A 20,868-nucleotide genomic window follows, 5' to 3' on the forward strand; every position below is an offset into this window, starting at 1 on the left:
ACCACGTCGGCAGCGGCGAGCCATGGCCGGGTGTCGACCACTTCACCGGTGACGAGGACGGTGTTGCTGGCGAGGCTAAGGACTGAAGGCATCGGTGCGCGCCCGACGATGGCGAACCGCACATCCGGCATGATCGCAGTGACGCGGGAGAGGGCGTGGTGGACGAACCAGGTCACGGCCTCGATATTGGGGGCGTAGTCCATCTGGCCAGTGAAAACGATCAACGGTCCCGTCTTGGGCGCGGGCTTGACGCTGGCCGGATCGAAATAATCGAGGTCGATGCCATTGCCGACGACGCCGGCTGCAAGGCCGGTCCGGCCACGAAACAGGTTGGCTTCGGCATCGCTCACGAACAGCGATGCCTGCGCGCGCCGCGACGCCGCTATTTCCCATGCCAGCAGTCGTCGCGCCTCCTGTTGGTTTGCAAAACCACCGAGCTGGTCGAACTTTGCCGAATCCATATCGACAAAATCCATAACGAAGCGGCCCGCGAAGTTCGCTGGAACATAGGCGGCCATCTGCCCTGAAAAGGCGTAGATCGCATCGATCGTACCGGTGGCCAGCATAGCGTCGACGCGTGTTTTCAAGGCGGCATTTCGGAACGCCTCTACCGAAGCCGGTGTCCCACGGAGCAGCGCCGCCGCTATTGCGCGCAACTTCGACGGATTACGCCCTTCGACCGTCACGCTGGCCGCGATGCTCTCGACCTTCGCCAGATGGACGCGGTCGGCATCGTCGTCGATAAGCGCTGCAACATGGACGGGTGCGATTTTCGCCAGCGCCTGCAGGACGTGCCAGGACCTGATCCGGTCGCCCCGGTCGGGCGGGTAAGGCAGTCGGTGGGCAAGAAACAGGATGTCCCTCATCACCCCAGCCCACGGGAGATCAGCGGGCCAAGCCGATTGGCAACGACCAGCGGCAGCTTTGACCAGAGCCTGACCGGCAGGGTGTAGCGCGGGTCGAGCGGGTTGATCTCGCGCGCCGCCTGCCCGTTCGCGGTCCGCTTGGCATAGGCGAGCGGCACTCCCTCGAATCCCCAGTTCCGCTTAAAGGCCGCCGCCCCCGTCCCAACTTTCGATCGCCCGAAATCAAAGCGTGTGCAACCGCGTTCGCGGGCGTGGCGCATCAGCGCGAAGTACATCAAGTCGTTGGCCCGCGCAGGCCGCGCCGCCGCCGTGCCCCCGCCCCAATAGGGCATGACCGTTCCGCGATGATAAAGGCTGAGCACGCTGGCGAGCGGAACGCCATCCCGTCTGACAGTCAGTATGTCGGCGTCATCCCCGAATGCGTCCAGCACGGCGGCAAACAATGCCCGGGGAAAGACCGGCGTACCCAGATTGCGGACGCTTTCGGCATAGACTGCGTAATGGGCATCGTGATCGCCCACATCGACGGTCAGTTTGTTCGCCAGTGCCTTGCGAACCTCCGCCCGTTGTTTGCGTGGGATCGCGAGCAATTCGGCCTCGTCGTCGGTCGCAAGCGCGCGCGAAAAGCCGAGATAGGTTGTAACATCCTCCGGCCAATGCCCCGGCAGCGTCCCGCCGCGCAGTTCCACGGTCGGACAGGAGAGCCGCGCCGCCAGTTCCCAGACCTGTTCGGCAAGCGCCTCGGTCGTGGTCATATCATCGGCGAGGATGCCGCCGCCGACCGCAAATCCGCTCGACACCAAGGCGCGACCGAACAGCGGCGAATGAACCTCGTTCAGTGGCACGAGCCCGCGGATCGGATCACCCGCGACCAGATAGTGCGCCTTCTGCCCGCATCCCCATGCCACCGCCCCTATCCATTGGCGACGATGGAAGGGCGTCATATCGGGATGTCCCTCCAGATAGGCATCGATCGCCGCGCAATCCTCGACCGAATGCGGGTCGGCCCGTCGGATGAGGGTCACGCCGCAATCGTTTCCCGGTCAGCGCCGTGGTTGGCGTGGACAACGGCATCCACGCGTCCCCATTCGAAATCGCGCAGGACGTGACGCAACTTGTCTGCCATCGCGTCGAGGTTGGTGTAGTGGCGCAGCCTTGATCGCAGCGGTGCATTGGCAGCGCGGGGCTGATCGGGGTCGATCTCCCATGGATGGAAATAGAATGTCGCGGGTTGCCCAGCCGCATTGACCTGCCGGATCGCCCATGCCGAAAACGCATAGGGCAACAGGCGAAAAAACCCTCCGCCCCCGGCTGCAAGCCTCTTGCCCGCAAACCGCGCGGTCGTGACGGGCAGTTCGATGAGGGGGCTGCCCGTGACCGGTGCAAAGGCAAAGCGCGGCGCCTCTGGCCAGCCATAATGGTCGTGCTTGACCGGTGCGACGCTGGATGAATAACGATAGCCCGCGTTGCTCAAAATCTCATGTGCCCATGGGGTGCGCTGATCGATCGAAAAGCTCGGCGCGCGATAGCCGGTTACCGCACATCCGGCAGCATCTTGCAAAGTGCCACGCGCGCGTTCCAGATCGGCGGCGAATTCAGCGGGGCTCATCGTGAAGACCCGGCGGTGATCCCAGCCATGACTTGCTATTTCATGCCCGGCATCGACGATACGGCGGATCAACGATGGATACCGGTGCGCCACCCAACCGAGCGTGAAGAACGTCGCCTTGACCTCCGCCTCCCCAAACAAAGCGATCACCGCATCGGTGTTGCGTTCGACGCGCTGCTCCAGCCCATCCCAGTCCGAACGGTCGATCACTTTTTCAAAAGCCCCGACCTGGAACCAATCCTCGATATCGACCGAGAGCGCATTCAGCATGGCCGCGTCCTAACAGGTTCAGGCGGCGGGCGCGCGGGCCATCGCGAGTTCTTCGCGCTCTACCCAGTCGATCAGCAACGTCAGCACGCGACGCAGCGCCGCATCCTGTTCGTGAAGTTGAGATTCGAGCACCGCGAGACGAGCCTCGAGGCCTTCGGTGCGGTCGTCGGCCTTAGAGTCCCGCGTGCCAATCCCGGTCGGCGCGACACGAGTCGAAGACGTTGACGGCTCTGGTGCAATAGAGATTGCCTTGGGCAAATCCCCTTCCAGGTCGGCGACGACCCGTCCGATCAGCTTGGCATCCAGCGTATCGCTCTGTTCTATCGCGCCCATCAACAGGGCCCTTGTTGCCAGCGTGTTCAATTTTCTCGGCAGGCCGCCGCTTGCCTCGTGAAGCAGCGCGCAGGCCTCGTCGGTCAGCACCGGTCGTCCTGTCCAGCCCGCCGTGGTCAGCCGATGCTCGAGATAGCCGCGCGTTTCCCCCGCCGTCATCGGCTCCAGATGATGCGATGCGATGACGCGCTGGCGAAGTTGTTCGAGCTGGGTCGAATCGGCAAGCCGGTCGCGAAACTCGGGCTGCCCGAGCAGGAATATCTGGAGCAGCGCGTGGCCGCCCGCCTGGAAGTTCGACAGCATCCTCAGCTCTTCGAGCGCCGATGTCGGCAGGTTCTGCGCCTCGTCGATCACCAGCAGCGTCCGTCGTCCGCTTCGCCCCGTGTCAGTCAGATGACGTTCGATGCGGTCGAGCAATTGCGCCTTTTCGACACCCTCGGTCGGCAGGTTCAGCCCCTGTGCAGTCAGACGCAGCATGTCGTCGCCCTCGACCTGAGTCGACACGATCCGGATCGCAGTCACGCGGGCTGGGTCGATCGTTTCCATCAAATGGCCGGTCAGCGTCGTCTTGCCCGCACCGATTTCGCCGGTAACGACAATAAAGCCTTCCCCCTGCGCCAGGCCATAGCCGAGATACGCCATCGCCTTTTTGTGCGTTCCGCTGGCAAACCAGTAGCGCGCATCCGGGGTCAGCTGGAATGGTGCGGCCGTGAGGCCGTAATAGTCTGTGTACATTGCGTTTTCCCGGAACCTCCCGCCTTAAAACTGATACCGCGCACTGAGTTGCGCCGCCCCGGTCAGGGATGAATCGACATCCTCGACCCGGGTTGAGAACACGCCGAGCGAAGCCGTGCCGCTCAGGTGATTGTTGAAATTGTAGAAATAGCTGCCCGACGCGCCCGTCCCGATCACGTCGGCCGTCCCGGCAAGACCCGGTTCAAACCAGCTGATATAAACCGTGCCATCGACGCCCGAATGGGACGTCAGGCGGCGGGACACATTCGCTTGTGCGTAGTAACTGCGATCCTTCAGCCCGTTGACCGTCGCCAATACGCCTTGTTCGGCAAGGAAAGTTCGTTCCGTATACCCTATGCCGAGCCCGGCGAACCACGGCCCGCGTGTATAGCGCCACACGCCGTCTATGCCTCGTGAGCGATAGACGCTGCTGGCCACCGATTGTAGCGCGTCGTTCAGGCAGCGACCGGCGCCGCCGCCTGCCGCACCGAACACGCAGCCGCCGAGCGCGCTGCCGAACGGATTGCGCTGGATCGTGAACTGAGTCGGCAAGCTGGAAAGTGCGCTGTTGATCTGGCGTCCAAACGTTTGGATGCCGTCATAAACACGGACCTGAAAAGCCATATTGTCGTATGGCTGATACGAAAAGGCACCGGTATATGTCATGCTGCCATACCGTCGCCCGACCCGCGCCTCCAGCGAAGTACGCGGGCTTGGTCTCCACAAGATGCCAGCATCCCAGATAAAGCCCGACTGGTCGTAGGCCAGCAGACGCGGACTGTTCGGGTCGGTCACGAAATGCCCGCCGCCGTCGACTATGGCATCACCATTGATGTCGCGAAGGGCATCGCGCTCGCTCGACTTGATCTTTTCATATCCGACACCGCCAACCGCAGCGACCGTCGGAGAGATCGGCACGGTGACGTCGGCACGACCGAAGGCGCTTTCGAAACGCTGGTCCAACTCATTGGAATCTTCACGTTCATAGCCGCCACTGACATTCCAGCCAAAGGGCAGGACGCCGACATTCATGCCGATATTTGCACCCGCGACGTGGCTTGTCGATGAATCGAATGCGCCGATACCCGATTGCCCCGATCCGCCGTGCAGGCGATTTTCGACGTGCGTGTAGCCAAATCGATAGGCTGCCCCGACGTTAAAGGCGCCAAGCTGCGTTGCCAGCGTCGGGCCGGCGTAAATCGAATAAAGCTGCGAGACGTTGTCGGGATTGCCGATCACCGGGTTGGCGGCAACACCAGCGATATCGGTCCGCGTGCGCGTGGCGAGCGCTCCTGCCTCGATTTTCAGCAGGTTTGGCACCAGCGCATACTGGCCCCGCGCCAGACCGCTATGAACGTCCGAATCACCCAGGTCCTTATCCCAGCCGAAGCGGTGTTCGTAGCGATAGGTAATCTGGCCCTCGGTCCGTTCGGTATTGATCGACGCGTCGATTCCGGCGGCGACTGTGGTGTAGGCCGACGATCCGCCGTTCTGGAGGTCGCCGAAGACCGTCTGGTCGATCTCGAGATAGGGGCGGACCTCGGTGCGGGACTTTGCCTGCGCGCCGGATGAAGACGCGATGACACAGGCCGTAACAGTCAGTAGGAAGGCACGAGTGGTCATTTGTCGTGTCCATAATACGAGCCAAAGCTCCGGGTCCCGCCAGCGAAACTGGCGGCATTGAGCAACAGACTGATCGTGTCGCAGCCATCCACGAGCGCAATGGCATCCTTCAGTTCAGCCTCGGTGGTGCGGTCGGCGCGGACGATCATCAGGACCTGCCCGACATGCAGCGCCAGCACCGAAGCCGGCGAGGCAGCAAGCGCGGGTGCCGAATCGAATATCACGATCCGGTTCGGGTTCGATGTGGCGAGGCTTTCCAGCACTACCTTCGTTCGCGCCGATGCCAATAGTTCGGTATCGTCATGCAGGGCCTTGCCCGCCGGAAGCACGCTGAGCTTGGCAATGCTGGTGCGGATGACCAGGTCCTCGACATCGATCGTCGGGTCGGCAAGCGCATCCATCAGGCCCGCGTCGCCCGCCAGCCCAAGTGTGGACAGAACCTCGGGCTTGGCGACATCGGCATCGACCAGCAGCACTTCGGTATCGCGCTCGCTGGCCAGGCTGAGGGCCAGGTTGACCGCACAGAAGGTCTTGCCTTCGTTGGGTTGTGCCGAACAGATCAGGATCATCCGGCCATGTTCGATTGGTTTGCCCCTGGTGCCGCCATTGGCGTTCAGGATCAGCTGGCGTTTGACGAGACGAAATTCCTCGACCAGCGTGCCGGGTGGGCCATCGGGGATAATAAACCCGGCTTCGCGCAGACGATCGATGTCGACCGGAATCACCGGGCGCGATATGCGGTAGGCCTTAACGGGTTGCGCCGGCGTAATTGTTACGGGCGTCTCGGGCGCGACCGGGGGCAGCTGGACCAGCCCAAGCCGTGCCTCATCCGCTATCGGAGGCGCTTGCGGCGTGACGGCCGGCGGGCGGGCAACGCGGGCGAAATCGTAAATCTGGGCCGCGCGCTCGATCAAAGTGGGCGCGGCAGGCGTCTGGCGGGTTTGCGTCATCTCAGGCCACCATACTGCGCTGGACGAATTCGACGATTAGCTGAATGGCATAGACAACCGCCAGCGCCGCGCCTGCCCCTGCAAACAGCTTCAGCTTGCGGATGCGTTCGGTCTTTTCGGATAACGGGATGACTTCGCCGATCGACCCGAGCACCGGCAAGCCGCTCGCAGAAGCGAGGCGCGGTGCCGTGGCATAAGTCTTGCGCAACTGGCCCATAGCGAACGCAACGCCTGCTCCGGCGCCGATGCCGACCAGCAGCACCAATGTCAGCAACAGCGGGCGATTTGGTGCCGCCGGAACGCGCGGTGCCGATGGCGGGTCGATAACGCTGAACTTGACTGAATCGGTCTGGGTCTGGACCTGCCCACGCAGTTTCACATCCTCGCGGTCGTTCAGCATTTTGTCGTATTGCGATTTCAGCACGGTGTAGTTGCGATCGAGCTCGGTCTGTTGCGCGGCCATCTCCGGGTTGGCGGCCTGCGCTGCCAGCACGCTGTTGATCTGGCCTTGGATCTGAGCCTTGCGTGACGCAAGCGCGCCCGCGACTGCCTGTTTTTCCGCCTGCATCGATCGCAGGCTGACATACATCGGATTGGGCGTGGAGGTGCCCGGGCTCATCCGGCCCGCACCGCCACTGCCGGTCGGCGTCCGGGCCAGCTGGCTGCGGAGTGCCACCATGTCGGGATGCTGGTTAGTCCAGCCGCGCGCCTGCCCATCTGAAATCTGCGCCTGAATGGCCGCGCGTCCGTCGCCCGCCGATCCCGCCGACATGACGCCCGAAGTCCGCGTCGCTGCTGGCGTAGAGGCAAGCTGGCCATTGACCGCCGCCAGCCCGCTCTGCGCCGCCGAAAGGTCCGAATCGATCCGCGATATCTCCGTGCGCGCAGCATCGATACGGTCGGAGATTGACCCCGCCCCCGGCAACAGCGCCATGTATTTCTGCGAAAACTCCTGCCGTTTCGCTTCGGCATCGGCCAGTTGCTTGCCCCTGATGTCGAGCTGCGCGTTGAGGAACTTCAGCGTCTGCCCGGTCTCGATCCGACCCCCCGCCAGATTCCCATCGACGAACAGGTCGATCAGCTTTTGCACGATCTGCCGAGACAGCCGGGCGTTGGCCGCATCGGACAGGCCAGTATCGCCGGACGACGCACTGATCTCGAACAAATTGTCTTGCTGGGAAACGATCTTGATGTTCTTGGCAAGGCCAGTGGCAGTATCGGCAACCTCCTTGTCGGTCTTGGCCCGCTGCGCCAGATCGGTGCCCCGAACGACTTGCTGCAGATTGACGGTGGACGTCAGTGTCTGCCGCACGGATTCGATGCCCTGCTGGCGATCCTGAGAGGTGATGCCCACTTTGTCTGGTAACAGCGATTGCGTCTGGATCAGGATGCGCGCAACTGATTCGTAACGGTTCGGGATCAGGCCGATGACCGCCCAACCCGCCAGCGCAATGCCCCAGCCCACGCCGAGCACGAGCCAGCGTCGCAGCCACACGCCGTGCAGCGCAACCAGAAGTTCATCATAAAGGCCGTTCACGCGCGCATTCCTTAAAAAGCGCTGCTGGGGATGATGATGACGTCGCCGGGTTCGAGCCTGACGTTCGCGGTCGCGTCGCCCTGTTTCAGGAGGCGACCGAGCTTCAGCTGGAACTCGACCTGCTTGCCGGTCTTGCGGTCGGCGCGGATCAGCCGTGCCCGGTCACCCGATGCGCGTTCGGACAGCCCGCCAACAGCAATCATGGCGTCGAGCAGGGTCATGTTCGCGCGATACGGGATCGAGGCGGGCTTTTCGGTGGCCCCGACGATGCGAACCTGCTGCGAGAAAGTGCCCGAGAAATTGTCAACGATCACCGATACGCGCGGGTCGTTGATATAGGCTGATAATGCCGTCTTGATGTCGGCGGAAAGCTGCGCGGGGGTCTTGCCCACGGCGGGGAGGTCGGCAATCAGCGGCGTCGTGATCCGACCGTCTGGCCGCACCTGGACCTTCGCGCCAAGCTCCGGGTTGCGCCAGACGAAGATTGTCAGCTGGTCGAGCGGCCCGATGACATATTCCTCGCTGGGTCCATCGCCCGTGGCACTGACGAACGCCGCGGGCGGCAGCTGCCGACCCGACCCACCACCGGCACAACCCGAAAGCGCGACTGCGGCGGCACAGATACTCAGCACAAGCGACGAAAAACGCATCGATCTCACCCTTTAAATCCACCCATGATGTCACGTCCACGGGCGCGTACAGGACGCACCCTCGGGCCACGGGGTCGCTTTCGGATAGCCCACAAGAGGTGAATATAGCGTTTAGCTAAAGCCCGGTCAGCAGTTCATGCGCGGGTCCATGGCCCAAAAAGGCTGCCGGGCTGGCCGATGCGCCATAAGCGCCGGCCATGAAAACCGCGATGACGTCGCCCACATCAGCGCGGGGCAAGCCAACGCGGTCGCCCAGTCGGTCGAGTGGCGTGCACAGACAGCCGACGACGCTTACCGTTTCCTCGATGTCGCATCCGAACCGACTGGCAACTGCAATGGGGTAGTTGCGCCTGACAACTGTGCCGAAATTGCCGCTCGCCGCCAGCTGATGATGGAGCCCGCCGTCGGTTACGAGAAACGTCTCGCCCCGGCTTTCCTTGCGATCGATCACGCGCGTCAAATAGAGTCCGCATTCGCCGACCAGCCAGCGACCAAGTTCAACGGCGAATTTAGTGTCCGCAAGCACATCCGCCCGTCCGTCGAGCGCTATGCTCAGTTGTCCGCCGATCACCGCCAGGTCGACTGGCTGCTCGCCCGCGAAATATGGGATGCCCAGGCCACCACCAAGATTGACCAGCGGCGGGGTTGCACCGACCTCCTCCGCCAACCGCGCCGCCAGCGCCACCGTCGCCGCCTGCGTATCCGCAATCGCATTGCTGTCGAGCGATTGGCTCCCCGCAAAGATATGAAATCCCCGCCAGTTTGCGCCTTCCGCAATCAGGCTTTTGACCAGCGCAGGCACGCGTTCGGCATCGACGCCGAAGGGTGCAGCGCCGCCGCCCATCTTCATCCCGGACCCCTTCAGGGCAAAATCGGGATTGACCCGAACCGCCAGCAGGGGCGTCCGACCCAGACGTTCGGCAATGCTCAACACGCGGCAAGCCTCATTTTCGGATTCCAGGTTGATGGTGGTCCCGGCAGCAACCGCAGCTGCCAGTTCGGCATCGCGCTTACCCGGTCCTGCGAACGAAACATGCGTCGCTCCCGCCGCCAGTGCGACCGCCAGTTCTCCACCGGAAGCAACATCGATGCCGTCGACCAGCCGGACCATTGCCGTCACCATCGCGGGCAGCGGGTTGGCCTTCATGGCATAGTGAATGCCGACCCCGGCGGGCAGCGCACCGCGCAGCATCGCCACCTTGTCACGCACGATGGCGAAGTCGTAGATGAATGACGGCGTGACGTCGGCATGCTCCATCGCTGCCGTCATGCGCGTCGCGTCGAACCAGCGGGGTATAGTGCCCGATGGTTTCACGTTGTTCCCTCTGCGCGAATGGCGGCGCGGTCGACCTTGCCGTTGGCGTTTCGGGGCATGTCGTGGCGCCAGTCGATCAAGCGCGGTTGCATATGTCCTGGCAGTTCGTTTTTCAGGTGCAGGAGCAAGGCGGGTTCGTCGGCAGCATCGCCTCGCGCGACCAAGCGAATGGCATGACCGATGCGCTGATCTGGAACGCCATACGCAACGGCTTCGGCGACAAGGCCGCTCGCCAAAGCCGCTTCCTCGATCTCCGATGGGCTTACCCGGTGGCCGGACGTCTTGATCATTTCATCCTCCCGGCCGACGAAATAAAGCAGCCCGTCGGCATCGCGCATCACCGTGTCGCCCGACCATACCGCAGTCCCGCCCAGCCGCGACCATGACGGTGCCGCACGAAATCTTTGTGCGGTGCGCTCTAGGTCCTGCCAATAGCCTTGCGCCACCAGCGGCCCGGCATGCACCAGTTCGCCCGGCTGCCCCGTCGCAGCCTCGGTGCCATCGGGCTGGACGATCATGATTTCTGCCAGGGGGATCGCCCGTCCCATCGACGTGGGATGATCGGCAACCAGTTGCGGGTCAAGATAGGTCGACCGAAACGCCTCGGTCAGGCCATACATAGGATAGATGTCGGCGTTCGGAAAAACGGCGCCCATCCGGTCGATCAAGCCGGGCGTCAGCGCGCCGCCCGAATTGGTCAGCCGTCGCAGGCTATCGGTAGAGCCAACGGGCCAATCGCTCTCAATCAATTGGAGCCACAGCGGCGGCACCGCGGCGAGCGTCGTGATCCGCTCGCGCTCGACCGCCCGCACGACGTCGCGTGGCATCAGATAATCGAACGGCACGACCGCGCCGCCGGCGGCCCAGGTCGAAAAAAGTTGGTTCTGGCCATAGTCAAACCCCAACGGCAGCACCGCCAGCGTCCGATCGTCCGGTGACAGCTTCAAATACGAAGCCACGCTGACCGCCCCAAGCCACAGGTTCGCATGGCTGAGCATGACTCCCTTCGGTCGCCCGGTGGAGCCCGACGTGTAAAGAATGGCGGCAAGATCATCGGCACGGGCTGTGGAAGGGGCGAGCGCCGCGCCGGTTCCCCTCGCCCCAATGGCGTCGCTTTCCATCCACAACACCGCACTAGCCAGATCGCCCGCCTCAAGCGTGGCGGCTCGGCTTGCTGCCGTCAGCAACAGCGCCGCGCCACTGTCAGCGAGGATATAGGCCACCTGCCCGCGCCTTAAGACGGGGTTGACCGGAATATGAACCAGCCCGGTCCGCACCGCTGCCAACGGCATCAGGCACGCTTCGATCGTCTTGGGAAGCCACGTCGCCACCCTCGCGCCGCTCGGCAAACCGAGCTTCCATAGTGCTTTTGCCAGCCGTCCAACCGCCAGTTCGGCTTGCGCGTAAGAGAGAGTTACCGTTTTAGTAACCAGCGCGGGCCCATCGGGAGTCCCGTGAAGGAACAGGTGATCGAGCGGACGCGGGATCGGGTCTGGTTCTTCCACACCTGCTCCTTTAATTGCACGGTCGACCGGGAGATAAAGTGTTTTGTGGGTAAAGGGTGAAATATTCCGTAATCTAGCCGATGCCAAGGGAAGCGCGGCCGGACTGGAGCGTGACGAGCAAACTTCGTTGTTCGACCGGTTCGACTGGTTCGCCCGCACAATGGAGCATTGCCCCCCCGCTCCCTATCCCCTGATTGCGCGGGCCCGGGCCGAGGGATCTGACGCCTGGTTGTTCCTCGTCGAAACTGGCAACGGCAAGGCTCAGGCGCTGGCAAGCTGGTATTCGCTGAAGTTCGGCCCAATCTTTACCGGAACACCCGAAGAAAAGACCATGGGGGCAATGCTGACCGCCATTGCGCGCCGGATCGGCAAACGATTGTCCTCGATCCACCTCGCTCCGATGACCCGGGAAAACGTCGACCTCCTGACCCGCGCATTTGGTCGCGCGCACTGGTCGGCCACCGTGACCGAAACGAGTTGTAACTGGACCGTCGATGTTTCCGGCAAGAGTTTTGCTGAATATTGGGCGGCGCGTCCCGGCGAGCTTCGTTCAACCGTGAAGCGCAAGGGCACGAAGGCCGGGCTGGACATTACCATATTCGACCGGTTCGACTCCGACGCCTGGGGGGACTATCAAACCGTCTACGCCGATAGCTGGAAGCCTGAGGAAGGCTCCCACCAATTCCTGCGCGCGATGGCCGAAGACGAGGGCGCTGCGGGCAATCTGCGGCTCGGGATCGGGCAAATCGACGGCACTCCGGTTGTGGCGCAGTTGTGGACCACCGAAAATGGCGTGGCGATCATCCACAAGCTTGCCCATCGCGACAGTGCCGCAGAATTCTCGCCGGGCAGCCTGATGAGCGCAGCCATGTTCGAACGCGCGATTGATGTCGATCACGTCCGCCTGATCGATTTCGGGACCGGCGACGACCGCTACAAGGCCGACTGGATGGATACACGCACACCGCTGTTTACGGTAAATCTGTACAACAAGCGGACTTTCGCAGGGTTTCTCGGCGCAATCCGGGCAAATTGCGGAACGCTTGTCGCGCGGGTGCGGAACCGTTAATTGGCCCCTCTTTGACAGGCTGGGTGGATGGGGATGACGACAGGCAGTCGCCATGAAATTGAACGGCATGAAATCGAACGGATCGTGCGCGCCGTGCTGCGTGACGTGCTGTCCATTGACTCCGCACGAGCCGACGCGTTCACCGACAGCACCGAATTGTTCGGCGCGTTGCCCGAACTTGATTCGATGGCGGTGGCTGGGTTGCTGACCGAACTCGAGGATCGTCTGGGTATCGTGATCGACGATGACGACGTCGATGAGGATTTGCTCGCCACATTTGGATCGCTCGCGGACTATGCCGTTCGCAAGTCTGCCGATTGAACGAACGCTACGCCTGGCGGGGGGGCAGCGAAATGCTGCTGCGTCATGGGATCGGCCTGCCACTGACAGTGCTCGTACTGCCGGCGCTGTTCGAGGAAGCCAATCGGATGCGGCGGTTCACCGTATCCTTGATGCGGGCGCTGGCGATGCGCGGTATCGGCAGCATTCTGCCCGACCTGCCCGGGACAGGTGAAAGCCTTAGGCCACTGTCGGAAGTTTCGCTTGATGACTGGCGTGAAGTCGTTTCGACCCTTGCCAGCAATCTGCGACAAGATCAGGGGCAATGCCTGACGGTTGCCATACGCGGAGGAGCGATACTCGACACGACTGCCGATCATGGTTGGCGACTTGTTCCCGAAACGGGCGAGCGGGTTTTGCGTGACATGGTACGTGCAACCGCATTGTCATCGACCACAACCGCTACCGAAATTGACCGTCGCGCGCGTGTCGAGCCGACCCTGCTGGCCGGTCAAACCCTGTCCCCGGCGCTGTATTGCCAATTGGCCGCGGCAACCCTGTCTTCTTCGGGCCGGCGCACCGCCCGCCCGGTCGAGGACATCGGCACCCGCGATGAAGCACTGGTCGGCACGCGGCTCTGGCGCAACGCCGAACCCGGCGACGACCCCGAATTTGTGCTAGCCTGCGTCAACTCCATCGAAAACTGGAGCGCCACATGCGCCATTCACTGACGTTCGTGTGCGAAAGTGATGAGCTTGCTGCAACGCTCGATACCAGCACGGGGGCGACCGGTTTGCTGATCGTCTCCGGAGGCAATGAAATCCGGATCGGCGCGCATCGGGGAATGGCCGAACTCGCTGCGGCTGTTGCCGAACGAGACTATCCGGTTTTTCGCTATGACCGGCGTGGGATCGGCGATTCCGAAGGCCGAAATGCGGGTTACGCGTTGAGTGGCCCAGACATCGCCGCCGCCGTCAGGGCATTCTACGAAACTGTTCCTGCCCTCACGCGGATAGTCGCTTTCGGGAATTGCGATGCCGCAACCGCGCTCGTAATTCACCGCGCCGATGCCGCCATCGACGCGCTGGTTCTTGCCAACCCTTGGGTGATCCCGCCCACCGATGACCTGCCACCGGTCGCGGCGATCAAAAGCCGGTATGTTCGGCGCTTGCGCGATCCCGCCGCTTGGGCCGCTTTGCTGACGGGGCGGATAGACCTGGGCGCACTGGGGCGCGGCCTGGGGCGACTCGCCATGCCGAAACGTGATGCGCCGCTCGCCGAGGCCTTTTTCGCAGCGCTCGTCGCCCACGCCATCCCAACAACGATCCTGCTGGCCAGCCAAGACGCTACGGCGGTCGCTTTTGCAGATGCGTGGCAGCAGGATATCTTTGCCGACGCGCGAGACCTACCGACGGTGCAGGTCAACACGTTCGACAGCGTCTCGCACAGCTTTGCCAGCACGGCGGATTTTACCAATCTTCTACAAACGATCTTGTCGGCGCTGGCAGGCTGACGCCTAGGCTGCGACGTCCTCGAAATCGGCCTCGGCAAGGAAGCGCTCGGCATCGAGCGCGGCCATGCAGCCGGTTCCGGCGGCCGTCACTGCCTGCCGATACACCTTATCCATAACATCGCCACAGGCGAACACGCCCGGAATGCTGGTCCGCGTCGATCCGGTTTCCACCTTCAGGTAACTATCCTCGTCCAGTTCCAGATGGCCCCTGAATATCTCGGTCGCGGGATGGTGCCCTATCGCTACAAAGCCACCGTCGGTACTGATATGCGAAGGCTCGCCGGTCACGGTGTCGATCAGGTCCAGGCCGACCAGCCCCTCAGGATCGCCGCCCCCGACAAACCGCTCGACGCGCTTGTTCCACAGCACCTTGATACCGTGATGTTTGAACAGGCGTTCTTGAAGGATTTTTTCGGCGCGAAAGTGATCCTTGCGGTGGATCAGCGTGACATCATGGCTGTGGTTGGTCAGGTACAGCGCTTCTTCGACCGCAGTGTTGCCGCCGCCGATCACGACAACCTTTTTGCCGCGATAGAAGAACCCATCGCAAGTCGCGCAGGCGCTGACGCCCTTGCCCTTTAAGGATTCTTCGCTGTCCAGACCCAGCCACTTCGCCTGGGCACCTGTCGCGATCACCAGCGTGTCGCACGAATACACCGTGCCGCCATCGCCGACCAATCGGAACGGGCGCTGCGACAGGTCGATGTCGACGATCGTGTCCCACATCATCTGCGCGCCGACGTGTTCGGCCTGAGCCTGCATCTGTTCCATCAGCCAGGGCCCCTGAATCACGTCCTTGAAACCGGGATAATTTTCGACATCGGTGGTCGTCGTCAGCTGGCCGCCGGGTTGGATCCCCTGGACGACTATCGGCGCCATCCCCGCCCGCGCGCCATAGATCGCCGCGGACAACCCCGCCGGTCCCGAACCAAGAATCAACATGCGCGTGGAATGAGTAGCAGGCATCGGGCACTTTCGCATGGGACGGGTGCCGCACCTTGCCGCCCCGTTGGGTGAAGCAATAGATATGGTAGCGGAGGAGGGACTTGAACCCCCGACATCAGGATTATGATTCCCGCGCTCTAACCAGCTGAGCTACTCCGCCCTACCTGAGCGAAGCGGCGCTATAGGAAGCTGCACCGGGGCGGTCAACACGGTGATGAATACGCTTGCCCTTAACGGAAACGTCAAGTATGTGTTGGCGATGGCTGATCTTGGCACGCATGCAACGATTAACACGCCCGACGTTCGCGAACGTCATATTTACTCGATCTCGGATTTGTCAGAGGAGTTCGGCGTCACCGCCCGCGCCCTGCGCTTCTATGAGGACGAGGGGCTGATTTCTCCAATCCGCCGGGGAACCACGCGAATCTATACCAGCCGCGATCGCGCGCGCCTCGCTTGGATATTACGCGCCAAGCGTGTTGGGTTCTCACTGGCCGATATCCGCGAGATGATCGACCTCTACGACATCGGCGACGGGCGTGTTACCCAGCGTCACGTCACGATCGAGCGGTGCCTCGAACGGATCGCCCTGCTGAAACGGCAACGCGCGGACATCGATGCCGCGATGGACGAATTGACCAGATTCGTGACCACCGTCGAAGCAGCCGAAGCCGAAGCGCACTAATTTTAACGCTGCTAGACAACGGGCAGCACAAACGATTTTTGGAGAGACTCATGCCCCGTTACACCGCCCCTGTTCGCGACACGCGCTTCGTCCTCGATGCTGTCGTCGGCCTCGAAAAATACGCTAACCTGCCCGGCTTCGAGAATGCGACCCCTGACCTGGTCGACGCCGTCTTGAACGAAGGCGGGAAGTTCGTTGCTGAAACGCTGTTCCCGCTCAACCAGGTGGGCGACAGCGAAGGTTGTACCCGTCACGAAGATGGCTCGGTCACCACCCCGACCGGATTCAAGGCCGCCTATGACGCCGTTGTCGCCGGAGGTTGGAGCACATTGAGCGCGCCTGAGGAGTATGGCGGCCAGGGCCTGCCCCACGTCGTCTCGACCGCATTCACCGAATATATGAGCAGCGCCAACCTCGCGTTCGGGATGTATTTCGGACTGACCCACGGTGCCGTTGCGTCGATCCTCGCAAAGGGATCGGATGCCCAAAAAGCTCTTTATGTGCCGAAGATGGTGTCGGGGCAGTGGGGCGGAACGATGAACCTGACCGAGCCACAATGTGGAACCGATCTCGGCCTCATCCGTACCAAGGCGGAACCGCAGGCCAACGGATCGTTCGCCATCACCGGCACCAAGATTTTCATTTCGTCGGGCGAGCACGACCTGACCGAGAATATCATTCACCTTGTCCTCGCCAAGACAACCGGCGCGCCCGACACTGTCAAAGGCATCTCGCTGTTCATCGTGCCGAAGTTCCTCGTCAACGAGGATGGCTCACTGGGGAGCCGCAATGGCGTCGTCTGTGGTTCGATCGAGCACAAGATGGGCATCCACGGCAATTCGACATGCGTGATGAACTACGACGGCGCGATCGGCTACTTGGTTGGTGAAGAGATGAAGGGCCTTGCCGCCATGTTCATCATGATGAACGCAGCGCGACTCGGGGTCGGCCTTCAGGGCCTGTCCATGGGCGAGGTCTCTTACCAGAACGCCGTTCACTATGCGAAGGACCGCCGCCAAGGCCGAGCACTAACCGGCCCTGTCGATATCGGCGAAAAGGCCGACACGCTGGTTGTTCATCCCGACGTCCGCCGGATGCTGATGGAAGCAAAAGCCGTCAACGAAGGTCTCCGTGCGCTGATTCTTTGGGGTGCGCTGCAGGTCGACCTGACGCACAGGGCGCAAACCGAGGAAGAGCGCCAGCACGCCGACGACCTGATCTCGTTGCTGACCCCGGTTATCAAGGGATATGGCACCGACAAGGGCTATGAGATCGCGACAAACTCGCAGCAGGTATACGGTGGCCATGGCTATATCGCCGAATGGGGTATGGAACAGTATGTCCGCGACGCCCGCATCGCCCAAATTTACGAGGGCACCAACGGCATCCAGGCTATGGATTTGGTTGGCCGCAAACTGGGGCGCGACGGCGGCCGGGCGATCCAGCTGTTCTTCGGCATAATCGCCTCCGAAATTGCGACCGCCAAGACCACCCCTGATCTGACCGACTTTGCGACCCGGTTCGAACGCGCAAACGGCGAGCTTCAGGCGGCGACGATGTGGTTGATGCAGAACGGCATGGCGAACCCGAACAACGCGGGCGCCGGCGCGGTCAGCTACATGCACCTCATGGGTATCGTCTCGCTTGGGCTGATGTGGCTGCGCATGGCGACCGCTGCTCACGCGCAACTGGCGGCGGGTCAGGGGGACAAGGCTTTCCTCGAAGCCAAGTTGATTACTGCGCGCTTCTTTGCCGAGCGTATCATGCCCGACGCAAGCTCGTTTCGACGCAAGATCGAAGGTGGCTCGGAAAGTCTGATGGCGCTGCCCGAAGAGGCTTTCGAAGCGGCCTGATCAACATCGGCTCGACACAACCGCGCAATCTGTGCACGGTGATGCTGATAAGACAGGGTAAGGGAAAGCTATGTTCAGTCACATCGTGGTCGGCGCCGACGATCTGGTCGCGTCCAAGAAGTTTTACGACGCTGTGCTTGGAACACTTGGCGTCGCGCCTGGCCGAGCAGACGACAAGGGACGCGTTTTCTGGAGGGCTCCGACCGGCCTTTTTGCGGTCAGCAAGCCGATCAACGGCGAACCTGCTTCCTGCGCTAATGGTGGCACAGTCGGCTTTGCCACAACTGGTCCCGAGCAAGCTGAGGCGTGGCATGCCGCAGGTGTCGCGAACGGCGGAACGACATGTGAAGATCCACCGGGCATCCGCGATGGCGATATGGGCAAGCTCTTTCTCGCTTATCTACGAGATCCTGCCGGGAACAAGCTCTGTGCAGTCCATCGCATGACAAGCTGAAAACACCTGCCTTACTGGCCAGTCACGCTATTAACAGCGTTCCCTCGACCCGCCGAAAGAAGCAACTTCGTTCTCCGGTATGACACGCGGGGCCAGCAGGCTCCGCGATGATCCAGAGTGCATCTTGATCGCAGTCGATCCGCAGTTCGCGCACGCGCAGGATGTTTCCCGACTCCTCGCCCTTCTTCCAAAGACGCGACCGACTGCGTGACCAGAAATGTGCGATCCCGGTCGACTGCGTCAGTGCCAGCGCTTCGGCATTCAGATGCGCGACCATCAGCAATTCTCCTGAAGAGACATCAGTGACAATGCCGGTGATCAAACCGGCCGCATCCCAGGCGGGGTTAAGCGTCAGGGTTTTGTCTCGTTCCGTCACGGCAATAATTTCCTGTTACAAAAGCGAGACATTTCCGAAGACCCCTCCTATATGCGCGGCATCCGACGCCGACAACGGACACCCAAAACTTGCTGACAACGCATCCTTTCGATGACGACAAACTCCGTGAAGAGTGTGGCGTATTTGGCGTCTCCGGGGCCGATTCGGCCGCCGCCATGGTTGCCCTGGGGCTCCATGCCCTTCAGCATCGTGGGCAGGAGGCTGCGGGTATAACGTCTTGGGACGGGCATCATTTCCACTCGCACCGGGCAATGGGCCATGTTGCCGGCAACTTCGACCAGGACGAGGTCATTCGCGGGCTGCCTGGTGATTCGGCGTGTGGGCATGTTCGGTATTCAACGACGGGCGAAACCGCGATTCGCAACGTGCAGCCGCTGTATGCCGATCTTGCCAGCGGCGGGTTTGCAGTCTCGCACAATGGCAACATTTCCAATGCAATGGCGATCAAGCGAGAACTCGTACGGCGCGGATCGATCTTCCAGTCAACCAGTGACACCGAAGTCATCATACACCTTGTCGCGACAAGCACTTACCGGACGTTGCTCGACAAATTCATCGACGCATTGAAGCAGGTCGAGGGTGCCTATTCGCTGGTCTGCATGACGCCAGAGGGCATGATTGCCTGCCGTGACCCGCTCGGCATCCGGCCACTCGTGATGGGCAAACTCGGCAATGCCGTAATCTTCGCCTCTGAAACGGTGGCACTCGACGTTGTCGGTGCGGAATATGTGCGGCAGATCGAGCCGGGTGAAATTGTGATCGTTACGGGCAGCGGCGAGTTGCGCTCGGTCAAGCCGTTCGCCAAGGTTTTCCCACGCCCCTGTATTTTCGAACATGTCTATTTCAGCCGTCCCGACTCGATCGTCGATGGGTCGAGCGTTTATTCGGTGCGCAAGGCCATCGGCGCGCAGCTTGCTATCGAAAGCCCCGTCGATGCTGACCTGGTCATTCCGGTGCCCGATTCGGGGACGCCGGCGGCCATCGGCTATGCGCAACAGTCGGGCATCCCGTTCGAACTCGGGATTATCCGCTCGCATTATGTCGGGCGCACATTCATCTCGCCGGGCGATCAGATCAGGCACCTGGGCGTGAAGCTTAAACATAACGCCAATCGCGCGCTGATCGCGGGAAAACGCATCATCCTGATCGACGATTCGATTGTCCGGGGCACGACCAGCCTGAAGATCGTCCAGATGATGCGCGATGCCGGGGCCGCCGAAATCCACCTGCGCATCGCCAGCCCGCCGACTCGGCACAGTTGCTATTACGGCGTCGATACGCCCGAACGGAACAAGCTGCTGGCGCACCGTCTCGACGTCGGTGAGATGCAGGACTTCATCCATGCCGACAGCCTCGCGTTCGTGTCGATCAATGGTCTGTACAAGGCGTTGGGAGAGGCGCAGCGGGCCGACATCAGGCCGCAATATTGCGATGCCTGCTTCACTGGCGACTATCCGACGCGGCTGACCGATCAGGACGAAAACGCCGTCGAGGATCAGTTCGAGATGCTTGCCGAACGCGTCGTCTGATGGGCAGGCTTGATGGACAACTCGCGCTGGTTACCGGCGCTTCGCGCGGAATCGGCGCGGCTACTGCGATCGCTTTGGCTGCCGAAGGAGCGCATGTGGTCATCACAGCGCGCACGACGGCGGGGCTCGAACTGGTCGAGGATGAAATTCACAAGGCCGGGGGAAGCGCCACCATTGCGCCGCTCGACCTGACTGACGGTGAGAGCGTCGGACGGCTTGCCGGAGCAATATTCGAACGTTGGAAGGCACTCGATATATTGGTGCTGAATGCCGCCATGCTGGGCAGCTTGGGACCGGTGCCACACATTGATCCCAAGGAGTTTGCGAGGATTGTGACGTTGAACCTGACCGCCCAGGCGGCCATGATAGCGGCGTTTGACCCGATGCTGCGCGCCAGCAAGGGCGCGCGGGTGATTGGCCTTACCTCCGGAGTTGCGCGCGCGCCTCGTGCCTATTGGGGTGCTTATGCAGCTTCGAAGGCCGGGTTCGAAACGCTGCTTGATACCTATGGCGATGAACTCGCGAACATTGGCCGCGTCCGCGTTGCGATCGTTGATCCGGGGGCAACCCGCACCGCAATGCGCGCAAAGGCGTATCCGGGCGAGGATCCTGCGAGACTTAAGCCGCCCGAGGCGGTCGCTGCCCGCATAACTGAACTGGCGATCCACGGCTTCGAGATCGCCCATCGCGAGCGCATTAGCCAGATCAATTAACCGGTCGGAAATGGTTTCCGGGTACAGTCTCTTATCTT

The 20,868-nt window shown here is 61.9% G+C and carries 21 protein-coding genes and 1 tRNA gene; 9 read left to right on the forward strand and 13 right to left on the reverse strand.

Annotation, left to right across the window (positions count from 1 at the left end; genetic code table 11):
- The 10 genes from Q0R02_RS04155 to Q0R02_RS04200 all read right to left on the reverse strand — a co-directional run.
- A partial coding sequence (locus Q0R02_RS04155) for a glycosyltransferase (RefSeq protein WP_293881121.1) occupies positions 1-866 on the reverse strand: 866 nt, incomplete at its 3' end.
- Positions 866-1,891, reverse strand: a complete 1,026-nt coding sequence (locus tag Q0R02_RS04160) for a FemAB family XrtA/PEP-CTERM system-associated protein (RefSeq protein WP_293881123.1) — start codon at positions 1,889-1,891, stop codon at positions 866-868. The genes Q0R02_RS04155 and Q0R02_RS04160, both read right to left, overlap by 1 nt.
- Complete coding sequence (locus tag Q0R02_RS04165; RefSeq protein WP_293881125.1) at positions 1,888-2,745, reverse strand: XrtA system polysaccharide deacetylase; 858 nt, start codon at positions 2,743-2,745, stop codon at positions 1,888-1,890. Before Q0R02_RS04165 ends, Q0R02_RS04160 begins: the two co-directional genes overlap by 4 nt.
- 18 nt (positions 2,746-2,763) lie before the next feature.
- A complete protein-coding gene (locus tag Q0R02_RS04170; RefSeq protein WP_293881127.1) occupies positions 2,764-3,813 on the reverse strand; it encodes an XrtA/PEP-CTERM system-associated ATPase in 1,050 nt (349 codons plus the stop codon).
- Positions 3,814-3,837: 24 nt separating this feature from the next.
- On the reverse strand, positions 3,838-5,436 hold the full coding sequence (locus Q0R02_RS04175) for a hypothetical protein (protein WP_293881128.1): 1,599 nt from the start codon (positions 5,434-5,436) through the stop codon (positions 3,838-3,840).
- Positions 5,433-6,386, reverse strand: a complete 954-nt coding sequence (locus tag Q0R02_RS04180; RefSeq protein WP_293881129.1) for an AAA family ATPase — start codon at positions 6,384-6,386, stop codon at positions 5,433-5,435. Before Q0R02_RS04180 ends, Q0R02_RS04175 begins: the two co-directional genes overlap by 4 nt.
- Before the next feature lies 1 nt (position 6,387).
- On the reverse strand, positions 6,388-7,923 hold the full coding sequence (locus Q0R02_RS04185; RefSeq protein WP_293881131.1) for an XrtA system polysaccharide chain length determinant: 1,536 nt from the start codon (positions 7,921-7,923) through the stop codon (positions 6,388-6,390).
- 11 nt (positions 7,924-7,934) lie between these two features.
- The gene (locus Q0R02_RS04190; protein WP_293881133.1) at positions 7,935-8,573 is read right to left on the reverse strand and encodes an XrtA/PEP-CTERM system exopolysaccharide export protein; all 639 of its coding nucleotides are present in this window, start codon (positions 8,571-8,573) and stop codon (positions 7,935-7,937) included.
- Between the two features lie 115 nt (positions 8,574-8,688).
- Complete coding sequence (locus Q0R02_RS04195) at positions 8,689-9,843, reverse strand: pyridoxal-dependent decarboxylase, exosortase A system-associated (RefSeq protein ID WP_293881163.1); 1,155 nt, start codon at positions 9,841-9,843, stop codon at positions 8,689-8,691.
- Between the two features lie 41 nt (positions 9,844-9,884).
- Positions 9,885-11,393: an acyl-CoA ligase (AMP-forming), exosortase A system-associated gene (locus Q0R02_RS04200; RefSeq protein ID WP_293881135.1), complete on the reverse strand. Its 1,509-nt coding sequence runs from the start codon at positions 11,391-11,393 to the stop codon at positions 9,885-9,887.
- 43 nt (positions 11,394-11,436) lie between these two features.
- On the opposite strand from Q0R02_RS04200, the gene Q0R02_RS04205 reads away from it, so the two are divergent.
- From Q0R02_RS04205 to Q0R02_RS04220, 4 genes are read left to right on the forward strand one after another with little or no spacing between them, the layout of a single operon-like run.
- Positions 11,437-12,462 (forward strand): GNAT family N-acetyltransferase, encoded by a 1,026-nt coding sequence (locus Q0R02_RS04205; protein ID WP_293881137.1) that lies wholly within the window; start codon positions 11,437-11,439, stop codon positions 12,460-12,462.
- Positions 12,463-12,495: 33 nt separating this feature from the next.
- Positions 12,496-12,783 carry a phosphopantetheine-binding protein gene (locus Q0R02_RS04210; RefSeq protein WP_293881139.1) on the forward strand — a complete coding sequence of 96 codons (288 nt, stop codon included), beginning with the start codon at positions 12,496-12,498 and terminating at the stop codon, positions 12,781-12,783.
- Between the two features lie 32 nt (positions 12,784-12,815).
- Complete coding sequence (locus Q0R02_RS04215; RefSeq protein ID WP_293881141.1) at positions 12,816-13,472, forward strand: hypothetical protein; 657 nt, start codon at positions 12,816-12,818, stop codon at positions 13,470-13,472.
- Positions 13,457-14,254 carry a hydrolase 1, exosortase A system-associated gene (locus Q0R02_RS04220; RefSeq protein WP_293881143.1) on the forward strand — a complete coding sequence of 266 codons (798 nt, stop codon included), beginning with the start codon at positions 13,457-13,459 and terminating at the stop codon, positions 14,252-14,254. Before Q0R02_RS04215 ends, Q0R02_RS04220 begins: the two co-directional genes overlap by 16 nt.
- A gap of 3 nt (positions 14,255-14,257) precedes the next feature.
- On the opposite strand, the gene trxB is transcribed toward Q0R02_RS04220, so the two are convergent.
- Positions 14,258-15,220: a thioredoxin-disulfide reductase gene (trxB, locus tag Q0R02_RS04225; RefSeq protein ID WP_293881145.1), complete on the reverse strand. Its 963-nt coding sequence runs from the start codon at positions 15,218-15,220 to the stop codon at positions 14,258-14,260.
- Positions 15,221-15,282: 62 nt separating this feature from the next.
- Positions 15,283-15,359 (reverse strand) — tRNA-Met (locus Q0R02_RS04230).
- A gap of 99 nt (positions 15,360-15,458) precedes the next feature.
- Here Q0R02_RS04230 and Q0R02_RS04235 point away from each other — a divergent pair.
- The 3 genes from Q0R02_RS04235 (at position 15,459) to Q0R02_RS04245 (ending at position 18,191) form a co-directional block, all read left to right on the forward strand.
- On the forward strand, positions 15,459-15,884 hold the full coding sequence (locus tag Q0R02_RS04235; protein WP_293881165.1) for a MerR family DNA-binding transcriptional regulator: 426 nt from the start codon (positions 15,459-15,461) through the stop codon (positions 15,882-15,884).
- Between the two features lie 50 nt (positions 15,885-15,934).
- On the forward strand, positions 15,935-17,737 hold the full coding sequence (locus Q0R02_RS04240; protein ID WP_293881147.1) for an acyl-CoA dehydrogenase C-terminal domain-containing protein: 1,803 nt from the start codon (positions 15,935-15,937) through the stop codon (positions 17,735-17,737).
- 70 nt (positions 17,738-17,807) lie between these two features.
- Positions 17,808-18,191, forward strand: coding sequence for a VOC family protein (locus tag Q0R02_RS04245; protein WP_293881149.1), 384 nt, complete (start codon positions 17,808-17,810; stop codon positions 18,189-18,191).
- 22 nt (positions 18,192-18,213) lie between these two features.
- Here Q0R02_RS04245 and hisI read toward each other — a convergent pair whose 3' ends face one another.
- Positions 18,214-18,567, reverse strand: a complete 354-nt coding sequence (hisI, locus tag Q0R02_RS04250) for a phosphoribosyl-AMP cyclohydrolase (RefSeq protein WP_293881151.1) — start codon at positions 18,565-18,567, stop codon at positions 18,214-18,216.
- Positions 18,568-18,656: 89 nt separating this feature from the next.
- On the opposite strand from hisI, the gene purF reads away from it, so the two are divergent.
- Together purF and Q0R02_RS04260 are read left to right on the forward strand one after the other, a co-directional pair.
- Positions 18,657-20,117: an amidophosphoribosyltransferase gene (gene purF / locus Q0R02_RS04255; protein ID WP_293881153.1), complete on the forward strand. Its 1,461-nt coding sequence runs from the start codon at positions 18,657-18,659 to the stop codon at positions 20,115-20,117.
- Positions 20,117-20,830 (forward strand): SDR family NAD(P)-dependent oxidoreductase, encoded by a 714-nt coding sequence (locus tag Q0R02_RS04260; RefSeq protein ID WP_293881155.1) that lies wholly within the window; start codon positions 20,117-20,119, stop codon positions 20,828-20,830. The genes purF and Q0R02_RS04260 overlap by 1 nt, the downstream gene beginning before the upstream one ends.
- The last annotated feature ends 38 nt before the right edge of the window (positions 20,831-20,868 follow it).

The organism is Sphingomonas sp. (assembly GCF_025353885.1).
Lineage (GTDB): Bacteria > Pseudomonadota > Alphaproteobacteria > Sphingomonadales > Sphingomonadaceae > Sphingomonas_O.

Coding starts and splice junctions, on each gene's coding strand:
- Q0R02_RS04260 (WP_293881155.1), top strand. CDS start 20,117: ATGGGCAGGCTTGATGGACAACTCGCGCTGGTTACCGGCGCTTCGCGC.
- Q0R02_RS04245 (WP_293881149.1), top strand. CDS start 17,808: ATGTTCAGTCACATCGTGGTCGGCGCCGACGATCTGGTCGCGTCCAAG.
- Q0R02_RS04220 (WP_293881143.1), top strand. CDS start 13,457: ATGCGCCATTCACTGACGTTCGTGTGCGAAAGTGATGAGCTTGCTGCA.
- Q0R02_RS04195 (WP_293881163.1), bottom strand. CDS start 9,843: ATGACGGCAGCGATGGAGCATGCCGACGTCACGCCGTCATTCATCTAC.
- Q0R02_RS04180 (WP_293881129.1), bottom strand. CDS start 6,386: ATGACGCAAACCCGCCAGACGCCTGCCGCGCCCACTTTGATCGAGCGC.
- Q0R02_RS04240 (WP_293881147.1), top strand. CDS start 15,935: ATGCCCCGTTACACCGCCCCTGTTCGCGACACGCGCTTCGTCCTCGAT.
- Q0R02_RS04190 (WP_293881133.1), bottom strand. CDS start 8,573: ATGCGTTTTTCGTCGCTTGTGCTGAGTATCTGTGCCGCCGCAGTCGCG.
- Q0R02_RS04210 (WP_293881139.1), top strand. CDS start 12,496: ATGACGACAGGCAGTCGCCATGAAATTGAACGGCATGAAATCGAACGG.
- Q0R02_RS04165 (WP_293881125.1), bottom strand. CDS start 2,745: ATGCTGAATGCGCTCTCGGTCGATATCGAGGATTGGTTCCAGGTCGGG.
- trxB (WP_293881145.1), bottom strand. CDS start 15,220: ATGCCTGCTACTCATTCCACGCGCATGTTGATTCTTGGTTCGGGACCG.
- Q0R02_RS04215 (WP_293881141.1), top strand. CDS start 12,816: ATGCTGCTGCGTCATGGGATCGGCCTGCCACTGACAGTGCTCGTACTG.
- Q0R02_RS04175 (WP_293881128.1), bottom strand. CDS start 5,436: ATGACCACTCGTGCCTTCCTACTGACTGTTACGGCCTGTGTCATCGCG.
- Q0R02_RS04235 (WP_293881165.1), top strand. CDS start 15,459: ATGGCTGATCTTGGCACGCATGCAACGATTAACACGCCCGACGTTCGC.
- Q0R02_RS04170 (WP_293881127.1), bottom strand. CDS start 3,813: ATGTACACAGACTATTACGGCCTCACGGCCGCACCATTCCAGCTGACC.